Source organism: Nocardia carnea (assembly GCF_029868855.1).
Classification (GTDB): domain Bacteria; phylum Actinomycetota; class Actinomycetes; order Mycobacteriales; family Mycobacteriaceae; genus Nocardia; species Nocardia carnea_A.
Window position 1 is genome coordinate 1 of record NZ_JARWOV010000046.1, and the last position, 19208, is coordinate 19208.

18 protein-coding genes and 1 pseudogene are annotated in these 19208 nt (G+C 66.4%); 7 read left to right on the plus strand and 12 right to left on the minus strand.

Features of this window, described 5'->3' with window-relative positions:
* Positions 1–269: hypothetical protein (locus QH195_RS03925; protein ID WP_280434339.1), on the minus strand; the 269-nt coding region annotated here is incomplete at its 3' end.
* Positions 270–399: 130 nt separating this feature from the next.
* Positions 400–1155 (minus strand): SDR family oxidoreductase, encoded by a 756-nt coding sequence (locus tag QH195_RS03930; protein ID WP_280420748.1) that lies wholly within the window; start codon positions 1153–1155, stop codon positions 400–402.
* A gap of 101 nt (positions 1156–1256) precedes the next feature.
* Between QH195_RS03930 and QH195_RS03935 the strand changes: the two genes are divergently transcribed.
* The gene (locus QH195_RS03935; protein WP_280434340.1) at positions 1257–2126 is read left to right on the plus strand and encodes a helix-turn-helix transcriptional regulator; all 870 of its coding nucleotides are present in this window, start codon (positions 1257–1259) and stop codon (positions 2124–2126) included.
* Positions 2127–2328: 202 nt separating this feature from the next.
* On the opposite strand, the gene QH195_RS03940 is transcribed toward QH195_RS03935, so the two are convergent.
* Complete coding sequence (locus QH195_RS03940; RefSeq protein ID WP_280434341.1) at positions 2329–2769, minus strand: YdeI/OmpD-associated family protein; 441 nt, start codon at positions 2767–2769, stop codon at positions 2329–2331.
* Positions 2770–2838: 69 nt separating this feature from the next.
* Between QH195_RS03940 and ligD the strand changes: the two genes are divergently transcribed.
* A complete protein-coding gene (gene ligD / locus QH195_RS03945; RefSeq protein ID WP_280434342.1) occupies positions 2839–3798 on the plus strand; it encodes a non-homologous end-joining DNA ligase in 960 nt (319 codons plus the stop codon).
* Positions 3799–3872: 74 nt separating this feature from the next.
* Here the strand turns inward: ligD and QH195_RS03950 are convergent, their stop codons facing one another.
* From QH195_RS03950 to QH195_RS03965, 4 genes are all read right to left on the minus strand, one after another.
* Positions 3873–6002: a RecQ family ATP-dependent DNA helicase gene (locus QH195_RS03950; protein ID WP_280434343.1), complete on the minus strand. Its 2130-nt coding sequence runs from the start codon at positions 6000–6002 to the stop codon at positions 3873–3875.
* A 103-nt stretch (positions 6003–6105) separates the two neighbouring features.
* Entirely contained in the window at positions 6106–7968 is a 1863-nt protein-coding gene (locus QH195_RS03955) for a Na+/H+ antiporter (protein WP_280420753.1), read from the minus strand.
* A gap of 94 nt (positions 7969–8062) precedes the next feature.
* Positions 8063–9031 carry a nucleoside-diphosphate kinase gene (locus QH195_RS03960; RefSeq protein ID WP_280434344.1) on the minus strand — a complete coding sequence of 323 codons (969 nt, stop codon included), beginning with the start codon at positions 9029–9031 and terminating at the stop codon, positions 8063–8065.
* Positions 9018–11531 (minus strand): PEP/pyruvate-binding domain-containing protein, encoded by a 2514-nt coding sequence (locus tag QH195_RS03965; protein ID WP_280434345.1) that lies wholly within the window; start codon positions 11529–11531, stop codon positions 9018–9020. Before QH195_RS03965 ends, QH195_RS03960 begins: the two co-directional genes overlap by 14 nt.
* A 382-nt stretch (positions 11532–11913) precedes the next feature.
* On the opposite strand from QH195_RS03965, the gene QH195_RS03970 reads away from it, so the two are divergent.
* From QH195_RS03970 to QH195_RS03990, 5 genes and pseudogenes are all read left to right on the plus strand, one after another.
* The gene (locus QH195_RS03970) at positions 11914–12612 is read left to right on the plus strand and encodes an ESX secretion-associated protein EspG (protein ID WP_280420756.1); all 699 of its coding nucleotides are present in this window, start codon (positions 11914–11916) and stop codon (positions 12610–12612) included.
* An 80-nt stretch (positions 12613–12692) separates the two neighbouring features.
* Positions 12693–13067, plus strand: coding sequence for a hypothetical protein (locus QH195_RS03975; protein WP_280420757.1), 375 nt, complete (start codon positions 12693–12695; stop codon positions 13065–13067).
* Complete coding sequence (locus QH195_RS03980) at positions 13064–14065, plus strand: hypothetical protein (RefSeq protein ID WP_280434346.1); 1002 nt, start codon at positions 13064–13066, stop codon at positions 14063–14065. Before QH195_RS03975 ends, QH195_RS03980 begins: the two co-directional genes overlap by 4 nt.
* Positions 14066–14226: 161 nt before the next feature.
* Positions 14227–14376, plus strand: a pseudogene (locus QH195_RS35040) (type II toxin-antitoxin system Phd/YefM family antitoxin); the annotation flags it as partial.
* 95 nt (positions 14377–14471) lie between these two features.
* Positions 14472–14873, plus strand: a complete 402-nt coding sequence (locus QH195_RS03990) for a type II toxin-antitoxin system VapC family toxin (RefSeq protein WP_280434348.1) — start codon at positions 14472–14474, stop codon at positions 14871–14873.
* Positions 14874–14984: 111 nt separating this feature from the next.
* On the opposite strand, the gene QH195_RS03995 is transcribed toward QH195_RS03990, so the two are convergent.
* The 5 genes from QH195_RS03995 to QH195_RS04015 form a co-directional block, all read right to left on the minus strand.
* Positions 14985–15803 carry an SAM-dependent methyltransferase gene (locus QH195_RS03995; RefSeq protein ID WP_280420761.1) on the minus strand — a complete coding sequence of 273 codons (819 nt, stop codon included), beginning with the start codon at positions 15801–15803 and terminating at the stop codon, positions 14985–14987.
* A 345-nt stretch (positions 15804–16148) separates the two neighbouring features.
* On the minus strand, positions 16149–16685 hold the full coding sequence (locus QH195_RS04000; RefSeq protein WP_280434349.1) for a hypothetical protein: 537 nt from the start codon (positions 16683–16685) through the stop codon (positions 16149–16151).
* Positions 16686–16693: 8 nt separating this feature from the next.
* Complete coding sequence (locus QH195_RS04005; RefSeq protein WP_280434350.1) at positions 16694–17464, minus strand: hypothetical protein; 771 nt, start codon at positions 17462–17464, stop codon at positions 16694–16696.
* Between the two features lie 2 nt (positions 17465–17466).
* Positions 17467–17787, minus strand: a complete 321-nt coding sequence (locus tag QH195_RS04010) for a hypothetical protein (RefSeq protein ID WP_280434351.1) — start codon at positions 17785–17787, stop codon at positions 17467–17469.
* Positions 17788–17790: 3 nt separating this feature from the next.
* Positions 17791–18546 (minus strand): hypothetical protein, encoded by a 756-nt coding sequence (locus QH195_RS04015; RefSeq protein WP_280434352.1) that lies wholly within the window; start codon positions 18544–18546, stop codon positions 17791–17793.
* Positions 18547–19208 lie beyond the last annotated feature (662 nt).

Below are 19208 nucleotides of genomic sequence, written 5' to 3' on the forward strand. Positions count from 1 at the left end.
GCCATCACGTCGAAAGGGTCGCCGGGGCAGACATAGCCTGCGGTCTGCGCGTCGGCGATGGCGCGCTGTTTGTGATCGTCGAGCCGGTCGGCATCGTCGACCAGGTGCCCGGTGGGCCGCGTCCCCCCGGTATGGGGGGGGGGGGTCTGCCCCCGCCACCCCCCGCCCGCGCAACCCCCGCCAGGGCGATAGTGGCGGCGAGCGCTGGGGTGCTGCCCAGCACGTATCCGGCCGACGCAAGGCTGTCCGGCGTTATGGCGGGCGGGCAACGAGACTGTGCTGATCTTCGTGCCATGTCACGGGAGAAAACCCCCGCGTGCCGTGGCAGCCGGTGGCCAAGGACGAGCAGCACGCCGGCGCCCGGCACGGACCGTCCGCGTTGACCCGCCGCAACGAAGATCAGCCCTGCGGCGTCGGCACCAGAATCAGTTCGGCGATATTGAGCCGGGCCGGAACCGAGGTGGCGAAGGCGATCGCCTCGGCGATATCTCCCGGCTCCAGAATCGTCATCGAGGTACGCCACTGGTCCAGCTGTTCGCGCTGCGCCGCCCAGCTCATCCCGGCGCCGAGTTCGGTGCCCACGAAACCGGGTTCGATATTCTTCACCCGCACACCCCGCGGCCCGTATTCCGCCCGCATATTCCGGGTCAGATGCGCCACCGCGGCCTTGGTCGCGCAGTAGACAGCGTATTCGGGGAACACCGCGTGCCCGCCGATGGAACCCACCAGCACCAGATCGGCCCGGCGGCCGTCACCCGCCGCCGCGAGCAGATCGTCGATGAACGCCCGCGCCGTGTACAGCAACCCGGTGACATTGGTGCCGACCATCTGCTCCCATTCCCCGACCTCCGCGGATTCGAACGGCGCACCGAGCATGACGCCCGCGTTCGCCACCACCAGGTCCACCGGCCCGAGCGCCGCCCGGATCGTGGCGGCCGCGTCGCGCACCGAATCCCGGTCCGCCACATCGGCGACCACCGCCACGGCGGCACCACCGATCTCGGCCGCCAGCTCTTCGATCCGCTCCTTGCGCCGACCCAGCAGTGCGACCCTGACCCCGTCCGCGGCCAGCCGCCGCGCGGTGGCGGCGCCGATTCCACTGGATGCTCCCGTAACCACCGCGACCCGGCCGTTCAGATTCTCGTTGTTCGTCATGTCCACAACATTCGCCCCCGGTTCCGGCCGCTACCAGGTCGCGGATTTCCTGGTAGTCGCAGGGCCACCCAGCCCGCTCTCCCGGCACATACTCTGAAGACATGAATTCGGACAACCGCCTGGGCGCGTTCCTGCGAGCCCGTCGCGAACTGGTCCGGCCGGAAGAATTCGGACTGCCAGGCGGTGGCCGGCGCCGGGTCGCGGGATTGCGCCGCGAAGAGATCGCGATGCTCGCCGGAGTGAGCGCCGACTACTACGTGCGGCTCGAACAGGGTCGTGACAAACACCCGTCCGAGCAGGTCGTCGCGGCCCTCGCCCGGGTTTTCTCGCTGGACGACGAAGGAGCCGCCCACCTGCGCGAGCTGGCCCGGCCCGCCGCCCCTCGGCCGCGTACACCGCGGCGCCCGGAGCGGGTGACGCCCGGCCTGCTGCGGTTGATGGATGCGTGGTCCCACACCCCCGCGGTGGTGCTGGGCCGGCACCTGGACGTCTTGGCCGCGAACCCACTGGCCGCCGCGGTGAACTCCTGCTCGGTCCCCGGCGTCAACCAGGTCCGCATGGTTTTCCTCGACCCCCGCGCCCGCGAAGTGTTCTCGAACTGGTCCCAGATCGCGGCGGATACGGTGGCGAGCCTGCGGGCGACCGCCGGCACCGACCTCGACGATCCCCGGCTCACCGAACTCGTCGGCGAACTCTCACTCAAGAGCGACGAATTCCGGCGACTGTGGGCACGCCACGATGTCCGGGCGAAAACATCAGGTGTCAAACAGTTCCACAACGAGATGGTCGGCGAACTGACGCTGGCGTACGAGAGTTTCGCGGTGAGCGGAGCGCCGGGACAGTTGCTCATCGCCTATCACGCCGAACCCGGATCCGAGTCGGAACGTTCACTGGCACTGCTCGGCAGCCTGATCACGGAGCGCTCCGCCGAAAGCGCATCCCGCCCGGCGGGGACCGCCGCCGGCCCGTAGGGACGGCTCCGCTCCGCCGCTGCCACTGTCTCCGATCAGTAGCTGTCCGGACACTGCCGGGCGGGTTCGATTTCGTCTCGCCGGAACCGGCAAAGATATAAGCATTCTCGAAGTGGATCCGAGATCAGCGATGTGAGCGGTGTGGCTCCACAGGCGGGACCGGCGAGGTGCACATATGGCTCGCACCGGGCGCTTCGTGCGATCAGGCCGACAGTTCCGCGACGATTTTGTCGATCCGGCCCGCCCGGGTCTCGGGGCGTTTGGCCGATTCGACCGCATTCACATGCGCACGTCGTTTGCTGTAGGACTGCGCATCGAAGGTTTCCCGGGTCCCTGGGGCCCTGGCCAAGGCGGCGGCCAGATCGTCGGGGACTGTGACAGTACGTTCCGACGTATCCAGTTCGACGCCGACGGTGACGGTCTCGCCCGCCGAGACACCGGCCGCGTTCCGGTTCTCCGCGCTCAACGGGATCATGTACTCCCCGCCGTAGACCGCGACAGTGCTGCGGTAGGTGTGACCACCGATCTCGACCACCACCTTGGGTTTCTTCCCGCTGCCCAGTGTGTCGACCACTCGGGCCGGAACCCGGAAACCGGTGGCGGTCTTACCACCGAGTTCGATCACAGTGTCGAAGGTGAGCATCCGTGCCTCTCCGGCCGACTCGTCGCGTAATGGCCAGTTTAAAAGGGTCGCGGCCGTTAGGGTCGTCGGATGGGCAGCGGCACGGGCGCGGCAGTGGAGCTGACAGTGGGCGATCGGGAGGTGCGGATCAGCAACCCCGACCGGGTGTACTTCCCGGAAAGCGGCGCCACCAAGCTGGACCTGGTGCAGTACTACCTGAGTGTGGGCGACGGGATCGTCAACGCATTACGTGACCGGCCGTGCATGCTGCACCGTTTCCCGAAGGGCCTCGCGGGCGACAAGGTGCACCAGAAGCGGCTACCGGCCGGTGCCCCGGAGTGGGTGCCCACGGTGCGGGTGTTCTTCCCCCGCTACAACCGGCACGCCGACGAACTCTGTGTGCGGGAACTGGCCGATGTGGTGTGGGCGGTGCAGATGTCCACGGTGGAGTTCCATCCGTGGAACTCGCGCCGGGCCGATACCGAGTGCCCCGACGAATGGCGGATCGATCTGGATCCGATGCCGGATTGCCCGTGGTCGCGGGTGCAGCGGGTGGCCGGGGTCGTGCACGAGGTCCTGGACGAGATCGGCGCGGTGGGGTGGCCGAAAACTTCCGGCGGTTCGGGGTTGCACGTGTATGTCCGGATCGCTCCCGAGCACGGGTTCCAGCAGGTGCGCAGGGCGGCTCTGGCTTTCGCGAAGGAGGTGGAGCGCCGCGCCCCCGACGACGTGACCACCACCTGGTGGCGCCGCGACCGCGACCCGGAACTGCTGTTCATCGACTACAACCAGAACGCCCGCGACCACACCATCGCCGCCGCCTATTCGGTCCGCGGTGTCCCGGCCGCGACCGTATCCACCCCGGTGACCTGGGATGAGGTACCGGATATCCATCCCCGCGATTTCACCATCGCCACCGTCCCCGCCCGCTACCGCGAGCTGGGCGATCTGCACGCCGGTATCGACGACGCTGTCTTCGACCTCACCCAGCTGATCGACTGGGCCGACCGCGACGACGTCGACCTCGACGAGGACACCGAAAACCCCTGAGCACCGTTGCGCGGCCGCGACGGCAGAGCGGGTCACCCGGCCCTGGCGGCGGGTAGACCCGCGCACCGACGATGTCAGGTCGGGGTGGCCAGGGCGAACGGGAGAATCGCGGGAGCGCCTGCGCGGCGCAGGGTCCAGGCGGCGACAGTGAAGGTCCAGCCGGAGTCGGTGAGGGTGTCGACCAGCAGGATCGGGCCGTCGGCGGTGGACAGGTCGGGGATCTCCCAGGAGTCGTACAGGGCGGCCACCCGATGCGCGGAGTTGACCGCCGATACCGGCGGGTGATCGGGGCGCAGACGCAGCGTGCCCAGGTTGCGGAGGCGGCCGATATCGGCGAGACGTTCGGCCAGGGAGGTGGTGAGTACGGGGTGGTCCGGTGATTCCAGGGCGAGTACCGCGGTTGGCCGGACGGCCCAATCCCATTCCCGCAGTACGGGAATACAGGCCTGCACCACTTCGTCGGGAACCGGTCCGTCGGGCCCGTCGAGGACGGGGCGCAGCCGCCGGCCCCAGCCCAGGGAGTTGAGACGGCCCAGGACCCGGCCGGTTTCGGCGCCTGCGGTGATCTTCCCGGACAACGAGATACCGAGCTTGGCCATACCGGTGGGCCACTGTTTCCGGGGTGCGAGATCGAATCCCGGACGGTCCAGGCGCGCTCGAGTCGCGGCGACGGCCTCGGTATCGACGGTGGTGTCGCGACGGTTACCGGTGCAGTTGTCGCAGCGGCCGCAGGCACCGGTACCGGGGGCGGCGGCGAGGAGGGCCGGGTCGTCGAGCTGGCGGCGCAGGAATTCCATCCGGCAACCGGTGGTCTGCTGATAGTCGAGCATGGCCTGTTGCTCTTCGGTGCGGGCGGCATCCAGGCGCTCGTAGCGGTCGGCGTCGTAGGTCCAGGGCTGCCCGGTCGCCAGCCAGCCGCCGCGGACCCGGCGTACGGCGCCGTCGACATCCAGCACCTTCAGCACCATGTCCAGGCGTGACCGGTTCAGCTCGACCAGAGGTTCGAGGGCGGCCGTGGACTGCGGGCGTTCGTGGTCGAGCGCTTCCAGCACCGAACGGACCACGTGTTCGCGGGGGAACGCGACGGAGGCGAAATAGCTCCAGATACGAGTGTCCTCGGGCCCGGGCAGCAGGACGACCTCGGCGCGTTCGGTACCACGCCCCGCGCGGCCGACCTGCTGGTAGTAGGAGATCGGCGACGACGGCGCGCCCACATGGACCACGAAGCCGAGATCGGGTTTGTCGAAGCCCATACCCAGCGCGGACGTGGCGATGAGCGCCTTCACCTCGTTGTCCAGCAGCGCGGTCTCGAGCATTTCACGTTCGGCCGGATCGGTCTGGCCGGTGTAGGCGGCGACCCGGTGGCCGTGCGAAGTGAGCACATCGGCGAGATCGTGCGCACCGGCGACGGTGAGGGTGTAGACGATGCCGGAGCCGGGCAGTTCGTCGAGGTGGCCGCTGAGCCAGGTGGTGCGTTCCACCGCGTCGTCGAACCGGACCACCGACAGATGGAGTGATTCGCGGTCCAGGCTGCCGCGCAGGACCAGGGTGTCGGTCCCGATTTGCCCCGCGACATCGGTCACCACGCGGTCGTTCGCGGTGGCGGTGGTCGCCAGCACCGGAACGTCCGTGCCGAGATCGGCGATCAGGGTGCGGATACGCCGGTAGTCAGGCCGGAAATCGTGGCCCCAGTCGGAGACGCAGTGCGCTTCGTCGATGACGACCAGACCGGCATCGGCGGCCAGCCTGGGCAGGACCTGATCCCGGAAATCGGGATTGTTGAGCCGTTCGGGGCTGACCAGCAGCACATCCACAGCACCGGCCGCGACCTGCTGGTGGATCTCGTCCCATTCGGTGACATTGCCGGAGTTGATGGTGGCCGCCACCACCCCGGCACGGCGCGCGGCGGCGACCTGGTTACGCATGAGCGCGAGCAGCGGCGACACGATCACCGTGGGCCCGCGACCCTGCGCGCGCAACAGCTTGGCGGCAATGAAGTACACCGCCGATTTACCCCAGCCGGTGCGCTGCACCACCAGGGCCCGGCGCTTGTCCACCACCAGAGCTTCGATCGCGACCCACTGGTCGTCGCGCAACCGCGCGGCCGGCCCCGCCAGCTCACGCAGCAGCGACTCCGCATGCTGCCGCAGTTCACCGGCGACTTCGCCGGCCTCGCCCACTGTGCTGCCCGGTGCGGTCGTCATAGGCCCCATACTGCCCGAGTCCACCGACAGTGCCCCGGCACCGGCCCGTCGGTGGACCGGCCACAGGCGAACACCGCGATCGGCTGCGCCTCCGGCCGTCCCGTCACCCGAGCAGGTCGTCGACGTAGCACCAGCGCCACGCCTCCCCTGGTTCGACGCTGCGGATGACCGGATGACCGGTGGTGGCGAAATGCCCGGCCGCGTGGTTGCCGGGCGAGGAATCGCAGCAGCCGATATGCCCGCAGTCCAGGCACATCCGCAAATGCACCCAGGTCATCCCGGTGGCCACACATTCGGCGCAGACATCCGGTCCGGCCGGGTCGCACACCAGGGGTGCCGCGCGCAGATGCGCGCAGTCGGCGGCCGCACCACCCGGGCCGCGCAAGGGCTCGATCTGCTGTTCGACCTCGGTGTCGTCGACTCGGTCGATCATCGATTCCTCGAGGTCGAGCCGGGCCAGCACATGCTGCAGGATCTCGTAGTCGGCACCACCGGCGTCCCGGACGCGCAGGACGGTCTCCCGTTCGGCGCGCAGCATCAGCAGACGCAACCGGCGGTATTCCGCGGTCGGTGTGGCCTGCTCCGCCTCGGGGCGCCCGAGTCGTTCCCAGGCGGCGTTGGTGCGCCACGACACCCGGTCCCGCAGCGAGCGCACCACCTCGGGCGGGGTGTCCGGGCCGATCGCGGAATCGAGGGCGGCGAGACCCGCGGTGGACGCCCGGCTCAACAGGGTCGCTTTCTGGAGTGCGTCCTCGGCCCGGCTCGGCGCCCGCAACCGCAGCCGCCGCACCAGCCACGGCAGCGTGGTCCCTTGAAGAAGCAGGGTGCCGGCCACAACGACGAGGGCGAGCAGTTTCAGCACCGGCAGTTGCGGGGTGCCGGCCGGGAGCAGCAGCACGGCGGCCAAGGTCACGACACCGCGCATACCCGCCCAGGAAACCACCGTGGGATGGGTGAGCGGTACCTCACCCGATCGGCCGAGCCCACGCTCGAGCAGCGCCCACGCGAACACCCATACCGGCCGCGCCAGTAGCACCGCCAGCAACACCGCCACCGCCGCGACGACCACGGTGAGGTGGTCCAGCCCGCTCGCCCACGCCCCCTCGACGATCCCCCGCACCTGCAGGCCGATCACCAGGAATACCGCGCTCTCCAGGAGGAACTGGACGGTGCGCCAATTGAGGCGCTCGGCGGTCCGCGAGGCCGCGCTCTGCCAGATCTGCGCGTTGTGGCCGAGGATCATCCCGCACGTCACCACGGCGATCACGCCGGAGGCGTGGATTTCCTCGGCGGGCAGATACGCCAGGAAGGGCGCCAGGAACGACAGCGAGGTATCGAGTACCGGGTCGGTGATCCGGCGGCGCAGCAGGGCGAGCAGATAGGCGACACCGATCCCGACCAGCGCACCCCCACCCGCGGCCAGCAGGAAATCCCCGCCCGCTTTCCACAGCGATACCGTGCCCGCCGAGGCGGCGATCGCCGTGCGCAGCGCCACCAGAGCGGTCGCGTCGTTGAACAGCGATTCGGCCTCCAAGAGGGTGACGATCCGCCGTGGCATTCCGATCCGCCGCGCGACCGCCGTGGCGGCCACGGCGTCCGGCGGTGCGACCACCGCCCCCAGCGCCACCGCCACCGCGAACGGCACCGGCAGCAGCCACCACACCACCGCCGCCACCGTGAACGTGCTGAACAGCACCAGCCCCACCGACAGCAGGGCGATATTGCCGATCTCGGCCCGGAAGTCGACCAGCGAGGTGCGCAGCGCCGCGGTGTACAGCAGCGGCGGCAGCAACCCCAGCAGCACGATCTCGGGTTCCAGATGTACCTCCGGGACGAACGGCAGATACGAGGCCGCCACTCCGGCCAGCGTCAACGCCAGCGGCTCGGATACCCCGTACCGCCGGGCCAGCGCCGCCACCAGTGCGGCCGAGGCCACCAGAACCACCAGGCCGATCGCAATATGCACTGCGGCATTCTCGCAGGCCCAGCGGCACGCAACCCGGTTCGCCGCTCAGGTCACTCCCCGAAGGCCGGGCGGCCGCTCCCGCCCGCGTCAGCACTCAGCCGCGCGCCTGCCGCCAATCCGCGGCGGTCACCGGCGGCAACGCCGGCGACCCGGTCGCGGCCCACATGGGCAGGACCCGGGAACCCAGCACGACCGCCGACCACGGGTCGATATCCCGCCCGGCGGCCAATGCCCGGGCCAGGACGCCGGCGCAGGCGGACTCGTCGCCGGCGTCGAAATCGGCCGGTACGGGCGCGCCGGCCCGGTCGAGATCACGCAGCACCCTATCGACGGCGACGGCCGGGTCGAAAGACCGGCACGGGGTGCGCGCATACAGAGCATCGGCGAGTTCGCGGGCGGATTCGGCACGATCGGCGCCGGTGTAGGCGCGGGTGATCACCTCCGCACGCTGGTTCTCGCCGAAGTAGATCGCGAGTTCGCGCAGTACGTCGGCAGGGTCGTCCGGGGTGTGCACGAGACTCAGCAGTGTATTGCGCTGCCCGAGCCGGTGGCGCAGCTGCCCTGGCTGCCCGTGCCGCGGATCGGCCGGGCCCGTGGCCTCGGCGAGCCGTACGGGGGCCGGGAGGTCGCTGTGAGCCGCACTGACCACCAGCAGCAGGCAGTCCGAGACCGCCGCCAGCAGATCGGCCAGCCGACGGCGCTCCGGGGAGGCGATATTCCAGGCGTAGTACCACAGCGCGCGCACCAGGTGCCGGTCCACCGCGACCGTCACCGCATCGACGACACGAAACCCGTTCTCGGAAAGCCATTTCAGTGCCGGATCCACCGCGCGGCCGACAATTGCTTCGGGTTTCAACAACATCAGCGAATGGCGGACCGCGAAACCGCCGGCGTCGATCCGCAACCGCGCCAGCTGCTCCACGCTTTCCAGCACATAGGTATCGGAGAGGTAGGCCGCCACCTTCTCCCGCTGCGGCGTCAGCGCGGCCAGCAGACCGGCCAGTGCGCCGGTCTCCGTATCCGGAAGGTCGCGAGCCGCCGACATATGTTCATCCGGCTCCATCGCCGTGACCTCCTCCGGAAAGCACCGTCACCGTACCCGCCGCACCGTCGACTCGGATCCGCATGCCGGTTCGCAACTTCCGGCGGCAGCCCGGTACCCGCAGTACCGCCGGCACACCGAGTTCGCGGGCGATCGTCGCCACCGGAGTGAGCGGGTCACCGAGTTCGGCGACCAGCGCCGCCGACGACGGCAGCGCCGCCGCCCAGCCGGGATCGGCGCGGCGGACAACGAGGATCCCGCCCGCCACATCACGCGGTTCGTCCACCAGCTCCGCGACGCCCTCGACTACGCCCGGCGCCGACGGGAATCCGGCCAGCACATCGCCGGGCGCGGCGGGCGGGGTTTCGGCGAGCGGGACCCAGCCCCGCTGTGCCAGTTCCACATCCGTGAGCTCGGGACCGAGTGTCGTGAAGCGCACCGGCGCGACCATGTCCGCGTCGGCGGTCCGTGCGACCTTGCGCGCGGTGATCCGGGCGGCCAGATCCGGCACTGGAACCCGGTCGTAGCAGTTCCGCAATTCGTCGACGGTCAGCAAGAAGATATCGGCGGCGTCGTCGATGATGCCGCGGGCGACGAGGTCGCGGCCCATCACCCGGATCATCCGTTCGATCGAGCCGAACGCACGGGTCCGGTAGAACTGCAATTGTTCCCGGTGCGCGGCGCAGCGGGCGGATCCTGCGCGTACCCGGTCGTAGAGCGAGCGGCGGATACCGCCGAGGTGTGCGTCGAGATAATCGTCCGGATCGGAACCGGGCTCGGCGCGCGAGTCCACGAGCGATTCCGGCGCCCCCGGAAGAAAAGCCTTCGTCAGCAGTAACACGGTGCCGGTGAGGGTCAGCTGGATCGCATCCAGCACCGTGGTCGGCCCCCACCACAGCACGAGATCACGATCGAGCCGCCGGTACTCGGCGTACGCGTGTTCCCCGTGGATGTATTCCATCGTGTCGTAGCGGTCGTACAAGCGGGAGAACTCGTCGTGGAATTCCCGCATCATCGCGTCGATTGCGAGTATCCGGCGAAGGTAGACGACAGCGGTTCGGACCCGTGACCACGCGCGCCGCCATCCGTTGTCGAATACGAAGGGTTGCAGGGTTTTCGCGTGCTCATCCGGCAACGGTTCGCCCACACCGATCACCGTCGCGACTGCCGGGCGGGCCAGCGAGTAGCCGGGCGCGATCCCCGCCGTCCGATACCAGTGCAGCAGGTTGACATACACCCGCCCGTGGAAGATGCCCAGCAGGTAGGGGGACCACGAATCGATCTGCCGGATCTGCTCTTTCGGCACGCCGAGCGACTGCGCGTAGCCCCGGTACACCCGGCCGTACAGGTCGGCGGCCATCGTGAAGGTCAGCGGTGACACCGGCCCCGGAAGAATCTCGAACTCGTTCGCGGCAGCCCATATTCGTGGCTCGCCCGGGGCGACCGGTTCACCGGCGCCGCGGAGCACCGCCGCGTCCGTCGTATCGCGACGGTGCACCAGCGGTTCGGCGCGTCGGTTACCGCGGACTCGGTAACCGATCGGGAGCATCCCGGCCGCCGGGCGCGGCCGATCAGCGCGGCCCGGCGAATCCTGCAGCGTGGTGATCGGCCGCGCCTGCAGAAACCACAACCCATCGCTGTCGATCGCCCACTCGATATCCCGCGGTCCGCCCAGCGCACCGGCCAGCGCCCGGCCCCGGCCCGCGAGCAGCGCGACGTCGTCGTCGTCGAGTACGGCCCCCGCCCGGCGAGGTTGCGCCGGCTCCACCACCTCGACGCCGGACCCGGCCGCGGCCACGTACTCGACCTCTTTGCCCCCGGTGATTCGTTCGACGACCGTGCCCGCCCGGTCCACCAGCACCGTATCGGCGTCGATCGCACCCGCGGTCAGCCCTACCCCCAGTCCGTGCACCGCGCTCACCACCACATCATCGGCGGAACCGGCCGCCGGGTTACGCGTGAACAGCACGCCGCTCGCCCGGGCCGCGATGAACTGCTGCAGCAATACGGCGATCCCGGTCACCGGCGACTGGTTCCGCGCGAACGTGTACCGGACCACGCTCTCGGAAAAACCGGAGACCCAGCAATCCCGCACCCGCTCGTACAGCTCGTCCGAACCGACGTTCACATAGGTATCGAACAGTCCCGCAAACGAATCCGTATCGTCGTGGAATCCCACCGGAGACGAGCGCACCACGAGTGCACCACGACCCAGGCGGATATGCGTGGCCCGCAACAACTCCCGCAGACCGGAGTCGGCCGTCGCCCCGGCCGCCGTGATGCCACCCCGTATCCGCTCGGCCAGTTCCAGCGCCGTATCCACCTCGTCGGCGCGACTCAGCTCGCCGATCAGATCACTCGAACCCGCAGCCGCCGCGAACTCCGCGAACACATCCGCCCCGAGTACCAGCCACTCCGGAACCTGCGCCCCCGCCGCCCCCAGTGCATACAGTCCCCGCGCCTTACTCCCACCGAAAGCCGCGATATCCGCTTCGGTGTCGTCCGCTGAGAGAACCCGCAAGAACCGACCTCCAACCCCGCCTGCCGCGGCGGCACATCGTTGCCCGTTCCGCATGAGTAAACCCGAGGGACACCCCGTCTATCGCCGGATCGGCTGTTGTGTTAGCCCGCAATCCGCGAGGCCGCAGAATCCCGCCCACCATCGTGGCGGGCCGCAGCACCGACGCGCGCCGCGCGGCCCGGCGTCGAGCACCGCCTTCGAAGCAGGCAGCGTTACCGCGAGATCAGGTCGCCGTTCGCGCCACCGGGTGGGCGTCGGAGCGGCCGCCCACGGAATACCATCTATCGGCTCCGCCCGTACAAGCAGTGCGGATAGGCCACTCCCGGCGGGACCCATTAGGCTGTTGTGGCCCGCGCAGGTATCGGTGAGGATGTGATTCCGCGTGAGTTGGAGCCTGACCCCCGACGAGTTCGCGCACGTATGGCGCCAAGCCGACCTGGACCGGCTCCCCTATCCCTTGCGCGTCCTCGAATCCCCGCGCACCGAACGCGATGCCCGGGCGCTCTATGCCGAACTCGCCCAGCGCCTCCCTCCTGACCCCGACCGCGACACCTGTCTGCGGATCCTCGCCGACCCGCACACCCGCGTGATCGCCATCGGCGGCGCCGCCGAACCCGGCCGGGAACTGCGCGCACTGGGCTGCGTCGTCCACGACCGTGCCGTCCTCGCGGTGCAGGAGCCGGGGCGTACCGCCGAGTTCGGCGGCACCATCCGGTTGTCCATAGGTCACAGCGCCAAACTCGGCGCGCGGCTGGCCGCGCTGCTCCCGCAATCACGGGCCGGGCGCCATCCCGCGCGCACAGCTTCGACCGCGGCGGTGCGCGATACCGAAACCGTTGTCCAAGAGGAACGCGCCGCCGCCCCGATCCGCAAACTGCTCAGCGCCCGGCACACCGCCCAGGGTCATATCCGGATCGAGGCGCACCTCGACCGGCCGAAGCCGCCGCCTGCCGTGCACTACACATGGCTCGACCTGGAGAACGACGGCCGTTATCTGCTCAAGGCCGACGACACCGTGCACATCGTGCCCGCCTCCACCGAACAACTCGCCGTGCACCTGCAGAAGCGGATACCCGCCTGATCGCCGATCGTTCCGACCGGCTGTCCGCGACCCCCGGTTGCGATTAGGCTGAGCATGACCGACGGAGGGGTACGCCAGTCATGCAGATCGAAGACAGTCGAGCCGAGATCATCCGGTTCCGCCAGGCAGCCCATGCGGGCACCGTCAAGTTCGATCCGGAGGCCGCACGGCGCTGCGCCGATTTCTACGACCGGCAGGCCGATCAGCTGATCCAGCTCAGGCAGCGCCTGGCGGACGCGGCCGACCCACACGGATTCGGTGGCCTCGTATCCGCCCGGCAACTCCAGGCCGGTTTCGGTCATAAAGCACGCGATACCGCGGCACTGCTCGACCACTACATCGAAGCCGCCTACCGCATGAAAGAAGCGTTCCTCCTCAGCGGCGGCCTGTACGAGGAAGCCGACGCCGCGAATGCCGCGGCCGTGCGCGCCGTCGAAGCGAGGATCCCCCGATGAGCGGAACCGATCCCGACTACATCAGCGCCATGGAGCATTTCGAAGCCATGCGCCACGAGGACATCTATCAGGCCACCCAGCAGATCGACGCCGGTGAGATCCTGCGCCTTTCCGGTACCTGGATGCACGCCGCCGCCACCTTGCAGAGCACCTTCCCACTCACCCGCGCGAACGCGAACCTGGTCATGAACGAGGCGGAATGGGAAGGCGAGGCCGCCGACGCCGCGCTCGCCTGCACCCGTAGCTTCTCCGAATCCATCGAAGAACTCGCCGGAGTGGTCGGCCAGGTCGGTTTACGCCTCGGCGCGGTGGCCGCGGCCGCGGAAGCGGTGAAGGTCGCGGTGGTCCCGCCCGGCGATACCGGCCCGGTCGGCGCGCTGGCCCGCCTGCTGGAAGCAGCGAAGGTGATCGACGCGGACATGATGCAGGAAGTGCTGCGCCAGGAAGCGATCCTCACCATGAACATGGTCTACAAACCCGCCTACACCGCCGCCGGGAGCGGGGTCCCCGCATTGCCCGAACCGCCACCGCCCCCCGGGGCTCTGCCCCCATTGGCCCCGCCCATCACCACCCCCCAGGTCTCCCCTGCACCCGCGCAACCGTCGTCCACCGGCACCACACCGAGCGACGTGGATCCCGAGCTGCCGAATCAACCGGGCACCATCCCCGCTCCACCGCCCGCCGAGCCGGCCCCCGCACCCGATTCCCCCCCGCCGGGCCCCGATGGGCAGGAGCCACAATCCACACCGGAAATCCCGGCTCCCACAGACAATCCGGCCCCTCGGCCCCCGGATGCGCCACCTCCTGTCCCCGCCCAACCTCCTACCGCCGATACACCTCCGGAAGCGGACGACTCCGGCCCCGCCGCGCCACCACCTCCCGGCCAGACCCCATCCGGCGCCCCGCTCTCCGACCCCGCCGGCCAACCGGGCATCACCGGCCCCGTCCCGGGTCAGCGTGCCCCCGACCAACCGGGCGTCATCCCCGGAGAGCGATAAACCGACCGCCCCGGCCCGACCGACGCGGAGCACCCAGCGGTTGCGGGACAGGAGTCGGAATCCGAGAGCCCGGAGAACCTCTGCATGCGGTCCACACCGCGGTGTCTTTGCCCAGGCCAGGACCTTAGATGTTCGTAGACATTTTCGGCTAGGATGGCTCCATGAAATCGATCAGCGTCGGCGAATTGCGTCAGAACCCGTCCGCCATGATCGCGGACGTGGAGGCCGGCGAAGTCTACGAGCTCACTCGGCACCACCACCGGGTGGGCTACATCGTCCCCGCGGTATCGTCCACCCAGATCATCCCGCGGGCGGTCGACGGCGGGGCCCGGACCAGCTCGATCGCACGACATGAATTGCGGACCGCACGGTCGATCGAGGAGCTTCTCGATTCCGAGAAGGGCGAGTGGTGAGGTCGTACTACCTCGACAGCTCGGTCGCCGTGAGAATCATGTTGGGGCACTCTCCCGAGGCCGCCGAATGGTTCGACCGAACCACTGCCGATCCGGCGAGCAGGATAATTTCCTCCCGGCTGCTGCGTACGGAGATCACCCGAGTCCTCCGCAGAGAGGGCTTGTCCGTATTGGACCGCAGCAAGCTCATCGACTATGTCGATGTGGTCCCCGTCGACCACGCCGTCCTCAACGAGGCCGAGGCGATCATCTCGCACATCAAGACACTCGACGCTATTCATCTGGCGTCCGCACTACGCAGCGGACTGGACAACCTCACAGTGGTCACCCACGACCGAACCATGGCCACCGTCGCCGAACACCTCGGTTTCGAAATCTACGACCCGGTTCGGTGAAGGGCGGCAGAAGCCCGGGGCTGCCCCTCACTCGCCCCGGTGCGGGACTGCCCCGGTCGCAGCACCGTCCGCTCCGGCCCGGCCTGGTCTACAACCGCAGCTGATATCCGGTCATCTCTTGTATCCGACCCCGCCTGTCATGAAGCGAACTCCGATGGTTGTGGCGTCGGTGACGATCTCTTCCGGCCGCCACAGTGGCAGCGGGACGATACCCGGCGGGAGAATTTCCAGGTCGTCGAAATACTCGGCCAGTTCCTTGGGCGTCCGCACCCGGCCCGTTCCCAGCTGCGACAGCAGCACCTGTTCGAGCTCCTCGCTTTCGCGCGAGTCGCTGAGCCGGGTGAAGTTGGTGATGAAGAAGTACGAACCGGGCGGTACCGCGGCACGCAGGGTCGCGACGATGCCCTTCGGGTCTTCCTCGTCGAGAATGTGGTGCAGGATTCCGACGAGCATCACACACACCGGCTTGTCGAAGTCGATGAGTTCCCGTACATCCGGGTGCGCGAGGACTTCGCCGGGCTTGCGGACGTCACCGATGACCACCCGGGTATTCGGGTTGGTCTCCAGGTGGACACGGCCGTAGGCGAGCACTATGGGATCGATATCGACATAGACGACCTTCGCGTCCGGATTCGCTTCCTGCGCAACCTCATGCGTGTTACGCGCCGTCGGCAGACCCGAACCGAGATCGAGGAACTGGGTGATCCCCTTCTCGGCGGCGAGATGGCGCACCACCCGGTGCAGGATCGCCCGGTTGTGCAGCGCGATCTCTTTCAGTTCCGGCATGACGGCGAGGCTGGCCTCCGCCACCTGACGGTCGATCCGGTAGTTGTCCTTACCGTTCAGCATCACGTCGTATACGCGCGCGGCGGTCGGCTCGCCGTCGTCGAAAACGTTGCTCCCGGACTGTCCCGAGTCTTCGGGGATCATCAACAGCCTCTCATCACTATCAGCATCAGTAGTCGCGCCAGCATAGCGACCGAAGCCCTCCCATGGGCAGTATGAAGTCCCCATCCACGACGCCCGGATCGGCGCCGAATCAGCTATGCCGCAGTACTTTCCGAACTTCACCGGCTTGGGACAACGATCTCCGACCGCCGCGGCGACCACCGCGCGGTCGAGGAATCCGGCGACAAGGGACAAAACCGACTGCGCCGATAACCCGGTCCACTACACGAATCGAATAACCGGATTCCGCAATCGCAGTGTTTACCCATGCCAGTCCCGCATATCAGGACCAGCACCGGGCCGCCGCATTCATGTTAATATCCGCTACTAGGAAAACACTTCCCATGCTGCCAATTCCAATTCAGGAGAAGGCGTCCCATCCCAAGGCTGATCATTGAATTCCTTTGTTCGCAAGGTCGCTTCGATACCACTACTCGACGAGTAATCGATCACACTGAAAGTGTGTACTTTCTTCCCCAGTTCCGTCTTTATCAGCTTGTGAGCAATATCAGTCGCAACAGGACGCAGGGAATCGCCGTCAGTCGAATGCGGAACACAGGCGGTTATCGACAATACGTACTCACCAGGAAGGGTCGTCGCCGGGACCAACTGCGCAGATTCGATCGAAATGTCATCTCCAAGATGGAGTTGCTTGACAAACTGTTCAACGTCCGGGTCCGGATGGCCACTCATCGGCCTGGGATCGCAATCAGGATGCGGTTTCGCCAGTGTAGTCGCGGGATCCGACCCGCTATCTTCACCACCACTGCCGCCGCACGCAGCAATAGAGATCGACAGGAAGGATACCGCTACTATCCCGATCCCCTTGACAACCCTCGAAAAGGGCGGTGGTATCTCAGTCATTTGTATCCTCACACCCGCGAAGGCTGCCAATGAGCAGGGTTATTGTACATTTTCGCTACCGCGTCGGGCCAACGGTCACCATAAAAACCCCAGGGATTATCCGTCGCGTTATCGAGGTTATTGGCCTCGACCATCTGGGTTCGCACAGTATTCAACATCGCCGTAATCAGACCTTCGACCAGAGTCACGATATCAGTCGCCGCGCGAACCAGGCCCGGCGCTCCGTCATATATCAGAACAACTGAGGCCGTTTCAACGAGTGCCGCAGTCAGTGCCGACATATAGGTTGTTAATTCATCCGCCAATTTCGTGTAGAAGTCGAGCGCAGATTGTGATAAATTGATCAGGCTGGTTTCGATCTTAGTGCAAATTTCAACCGCTGTAGTAAAGGCCTTTTCCTGGTTGGTCTTCATTCCGACGTAACTATTCTTTGCCTCGCCGGTCCAATATCCTTCGATACTGATCTCCGATCGACCTTGCGCATTGGATGCGCCGCGAATCGTCGCCCCGACTATCTGCCAATCCGCGGCCCAGCCCAGAAACGTAAACGGCGCATCCAATCCGGTCATGACCTCCTCGAGCTTTTCGAGAAGTTTGCTGATTGACGCCTGGGCTTCGTCACGTTTGCCGGTCGCATACGCCCAAGCTGCAGGAGCAACGAACTTCAGGCCATCGACCGTATCGTTTATCCTATCCGGCACAGCCTTCCACTCGTCTATTTTAGTTCGGAGATTTTCTACCGCAGAATCCAGTTTGCCCTGGTCAACCCCGTCACCCATATCTACCGACCCAGCTCAGAAATCTTGTTGATTTCGTGTGCATTATCGTCTTCCTGCTGCATGAATTGGTTCACAACAATGCGCAACGCAGCGCCAATTTCTTCAGCTTCCGCAGCTCCTTCTGCAAGCCTTGAACGGAGGTAGTCAGCGGATGCGGTGTAGCTCGCGTACGGTATCTGAAACAAACCCCACTCCAGTCGGCTTGTTTCTTTCAGCGTATCAACCTTGAACGCCGCATTGAATAGTTCCGCCTTGACTTCATTCATCCACGCCTTGGATTGGAGGTCCAACTGCTCAGCGGCAAGCTGTATTTCATCGGGCATTTTCTACTCCAGAATCAGTTTGGATACATGATCCGCCAGCCGACTGGCCATTTCCGAATCAGATTCATTTTGCAGGAGTTCATCCGATGCCAGATTTGGCTTCAGCTTTCGGAGCTCATCTGCACAACGGAGCATGTCGTAGCGGATAGTTGCGTCATCGGCTCGATGCGCCCATTCGAGGTCGAACGATATTTCGATTATCCATGACCGGTTTGCAGCTACCGTCATGGCAGGCTCGTCGAGATCGTTGACACCCAAGCCGTGCACCTCCACTCTGTAGTCACCGATCAACTTATCCAGTAAGGTTCTATACTGTCGATAGCTAGTCGTCTGCAGAAGTGTTGGCAACATTTCCCGTAACGAAGGAAATGTCGGGCTGCCCGATTTGCCACTTTCCAGTTTCTCCAAGGATCGTTGGTAGACCGCGTAGCGGTAGGCTCCCATCAGTGCTTCACCATACTGCCCAGGAGAGTAGTAACTCTTCCAGCTCGAGGCCAGGTACAGGTTAATTGGAAGACAGTCCTCTGCGACCTCGAATTGAACCAAGGAAGACCTCTGAGGCGGTTCAAATAATTCATTAGAAATGACAGAGTGAGGAGGCCGCATCGGCGCATCAGGACTTCCGGAACTCGATACGGAAACAGTACGCGGCCAAGAGTGCACAGGATTTACAATTGCCTCGGGAGGTTCATCCTCCCAAAACTCATCCGGATCGTCGAAGTGGTTAAAGAATCCACCATTGTATTGTTGCCCTGACATCACGGAACCTAACGAGCAATCTGCCTACACACGGCCGTGTCACCTAGGTTTTCAATCGACATGACTCCCCCTTCTTACGAACAATCGCTCCCTTGACGATCGTAAGCACAGGCTTCCGCCTGCCTGTCTGTTTGTCAAGCTAACGGGTCGTCACACGTCCGATCTGCACCAGAACGTGGCTGGCCTTCCGGACCGATTGGGATCCCGTCGTATCCGCCGTACACCGCAGACACCCAGCAAGGGCTTGGCGTCACTGGATCGGCTTTGCGAAGTTCCGGATGAACGAGTGGTGGCGACGATCCGCATCTGCCGCGGTGCAGAGCCCGGTGCGACCTCGCACCGCATGTTCGGTCGGCAGCCTGCCACGGAAACCTCAGCCGATGCCCGGAATGGCAGAACCGGTGGGGACCTGAGACTGCGGATACGCACCCGCGAAGGTCCAGCCCAGTGGCGGCCCACCACCACACCCAGGCCTGACGTCCCGGGTGGTGTGCGGTTCGAAAACCTCCGACCAGGGAGCGGTTTGCGTGGTGTGAGCGGGTGGCGGTGGCATGTTCGGGTCAACGGACGGCAAGGGCGGGTTGAACACGGAACAGGTGACGAACCCGTGGATTACATACGCCTCGCCGTTGTCATTGGTACACCGCGACCCTTCGCAATGA

Coding starts and splice junctions, on each gene's coding strand:
- QH195_RS03950 (WP_280434343.1), bottom strand. CDS start 6,002: ATGACGACCGCACCGGGCAGCACAGTGGGCGAGGCCGGCGAAGTCGCC.
- QH195_RS03930 (WP_280420748.1), bottom strand. CDS start 1,155: ATGACGAACAACGAGAATCTGAACGGCCGGGTCGCGGTGGTTACGGGA.
- QH195_RS04015 (WP_280434352.1), bottom strand. CDS start 18,546: ATGTCAGGGCAACAATACAATGGTGGATTCTTTAACCACTTCGACGAT.
- QH195_RS03940 (WP_280434341.1), bottom strand. CDS start 2,769: ATGCTCACCTTCGACACTGTGATCGAACTCGGTGGTAAGACCGCCACC.
- QH195_RS04010 (WP_280434351.1), bottom strand. CDS start 17,787: ATGCCCGATGAAATACAGCTTGCCGCTGAGCAGTTGGACCTCCAATCC.
- QH195_RS03995 (WP_280420761.1), bottom strand. CDS start 15,803: ATGATCCCCGAAGACTCGGGACAGTCCGGGAGCAACGTTTTCGACGAC.
- QH195_RS04005 (WP_280434350.1), bottom strand. CDS start 17,464: ATGGGTGACGGGGTTGACCAGGGCAAACTGGATTCTGCGGTAGAAAAT.
- QH195_RS03960 (WP_280434344.1), bottom strand. CDS start 9,031: ATGGAGCCGGATGAACATATGTCGGCGGCTCGCGACCTTCCGGATACG.
- QH195_RS03975 (WP_280420757.1), top strand. CDS start 12,693: ATGCAGATCGAAGACAGTCGAGCCGAGATCATCCGGTTCCGCCAGGCA.
- QH195_RS04000 (WP_280434349.1), bottom strand. CDS start 16,685: ATGACTGAGATACCACCGCCCTTTTCGAGGGTTGTCAAGGGGATCGGG.
- ligD (WP_280434342.1), top strand. CDS start 2,839: ATGGGCAGCGGCACGGGCGCGGCAGTGGAGCTGACAGTGGGCGATCGG.
- QH195_RS03935 (WP_280434340.1), top strand. CDS start 1,257: ATGAATTCGGACAACCGCCTGGGCGCGTTCCTGCGAGCCCGTCGCGAA.
- QH195_RS03980 (WP_280434346.1), top strand. CDS start 13,064: ATGAGCGGAACCGATCCCGACTACATCAGCGCCATGGAGCATTTCGAA.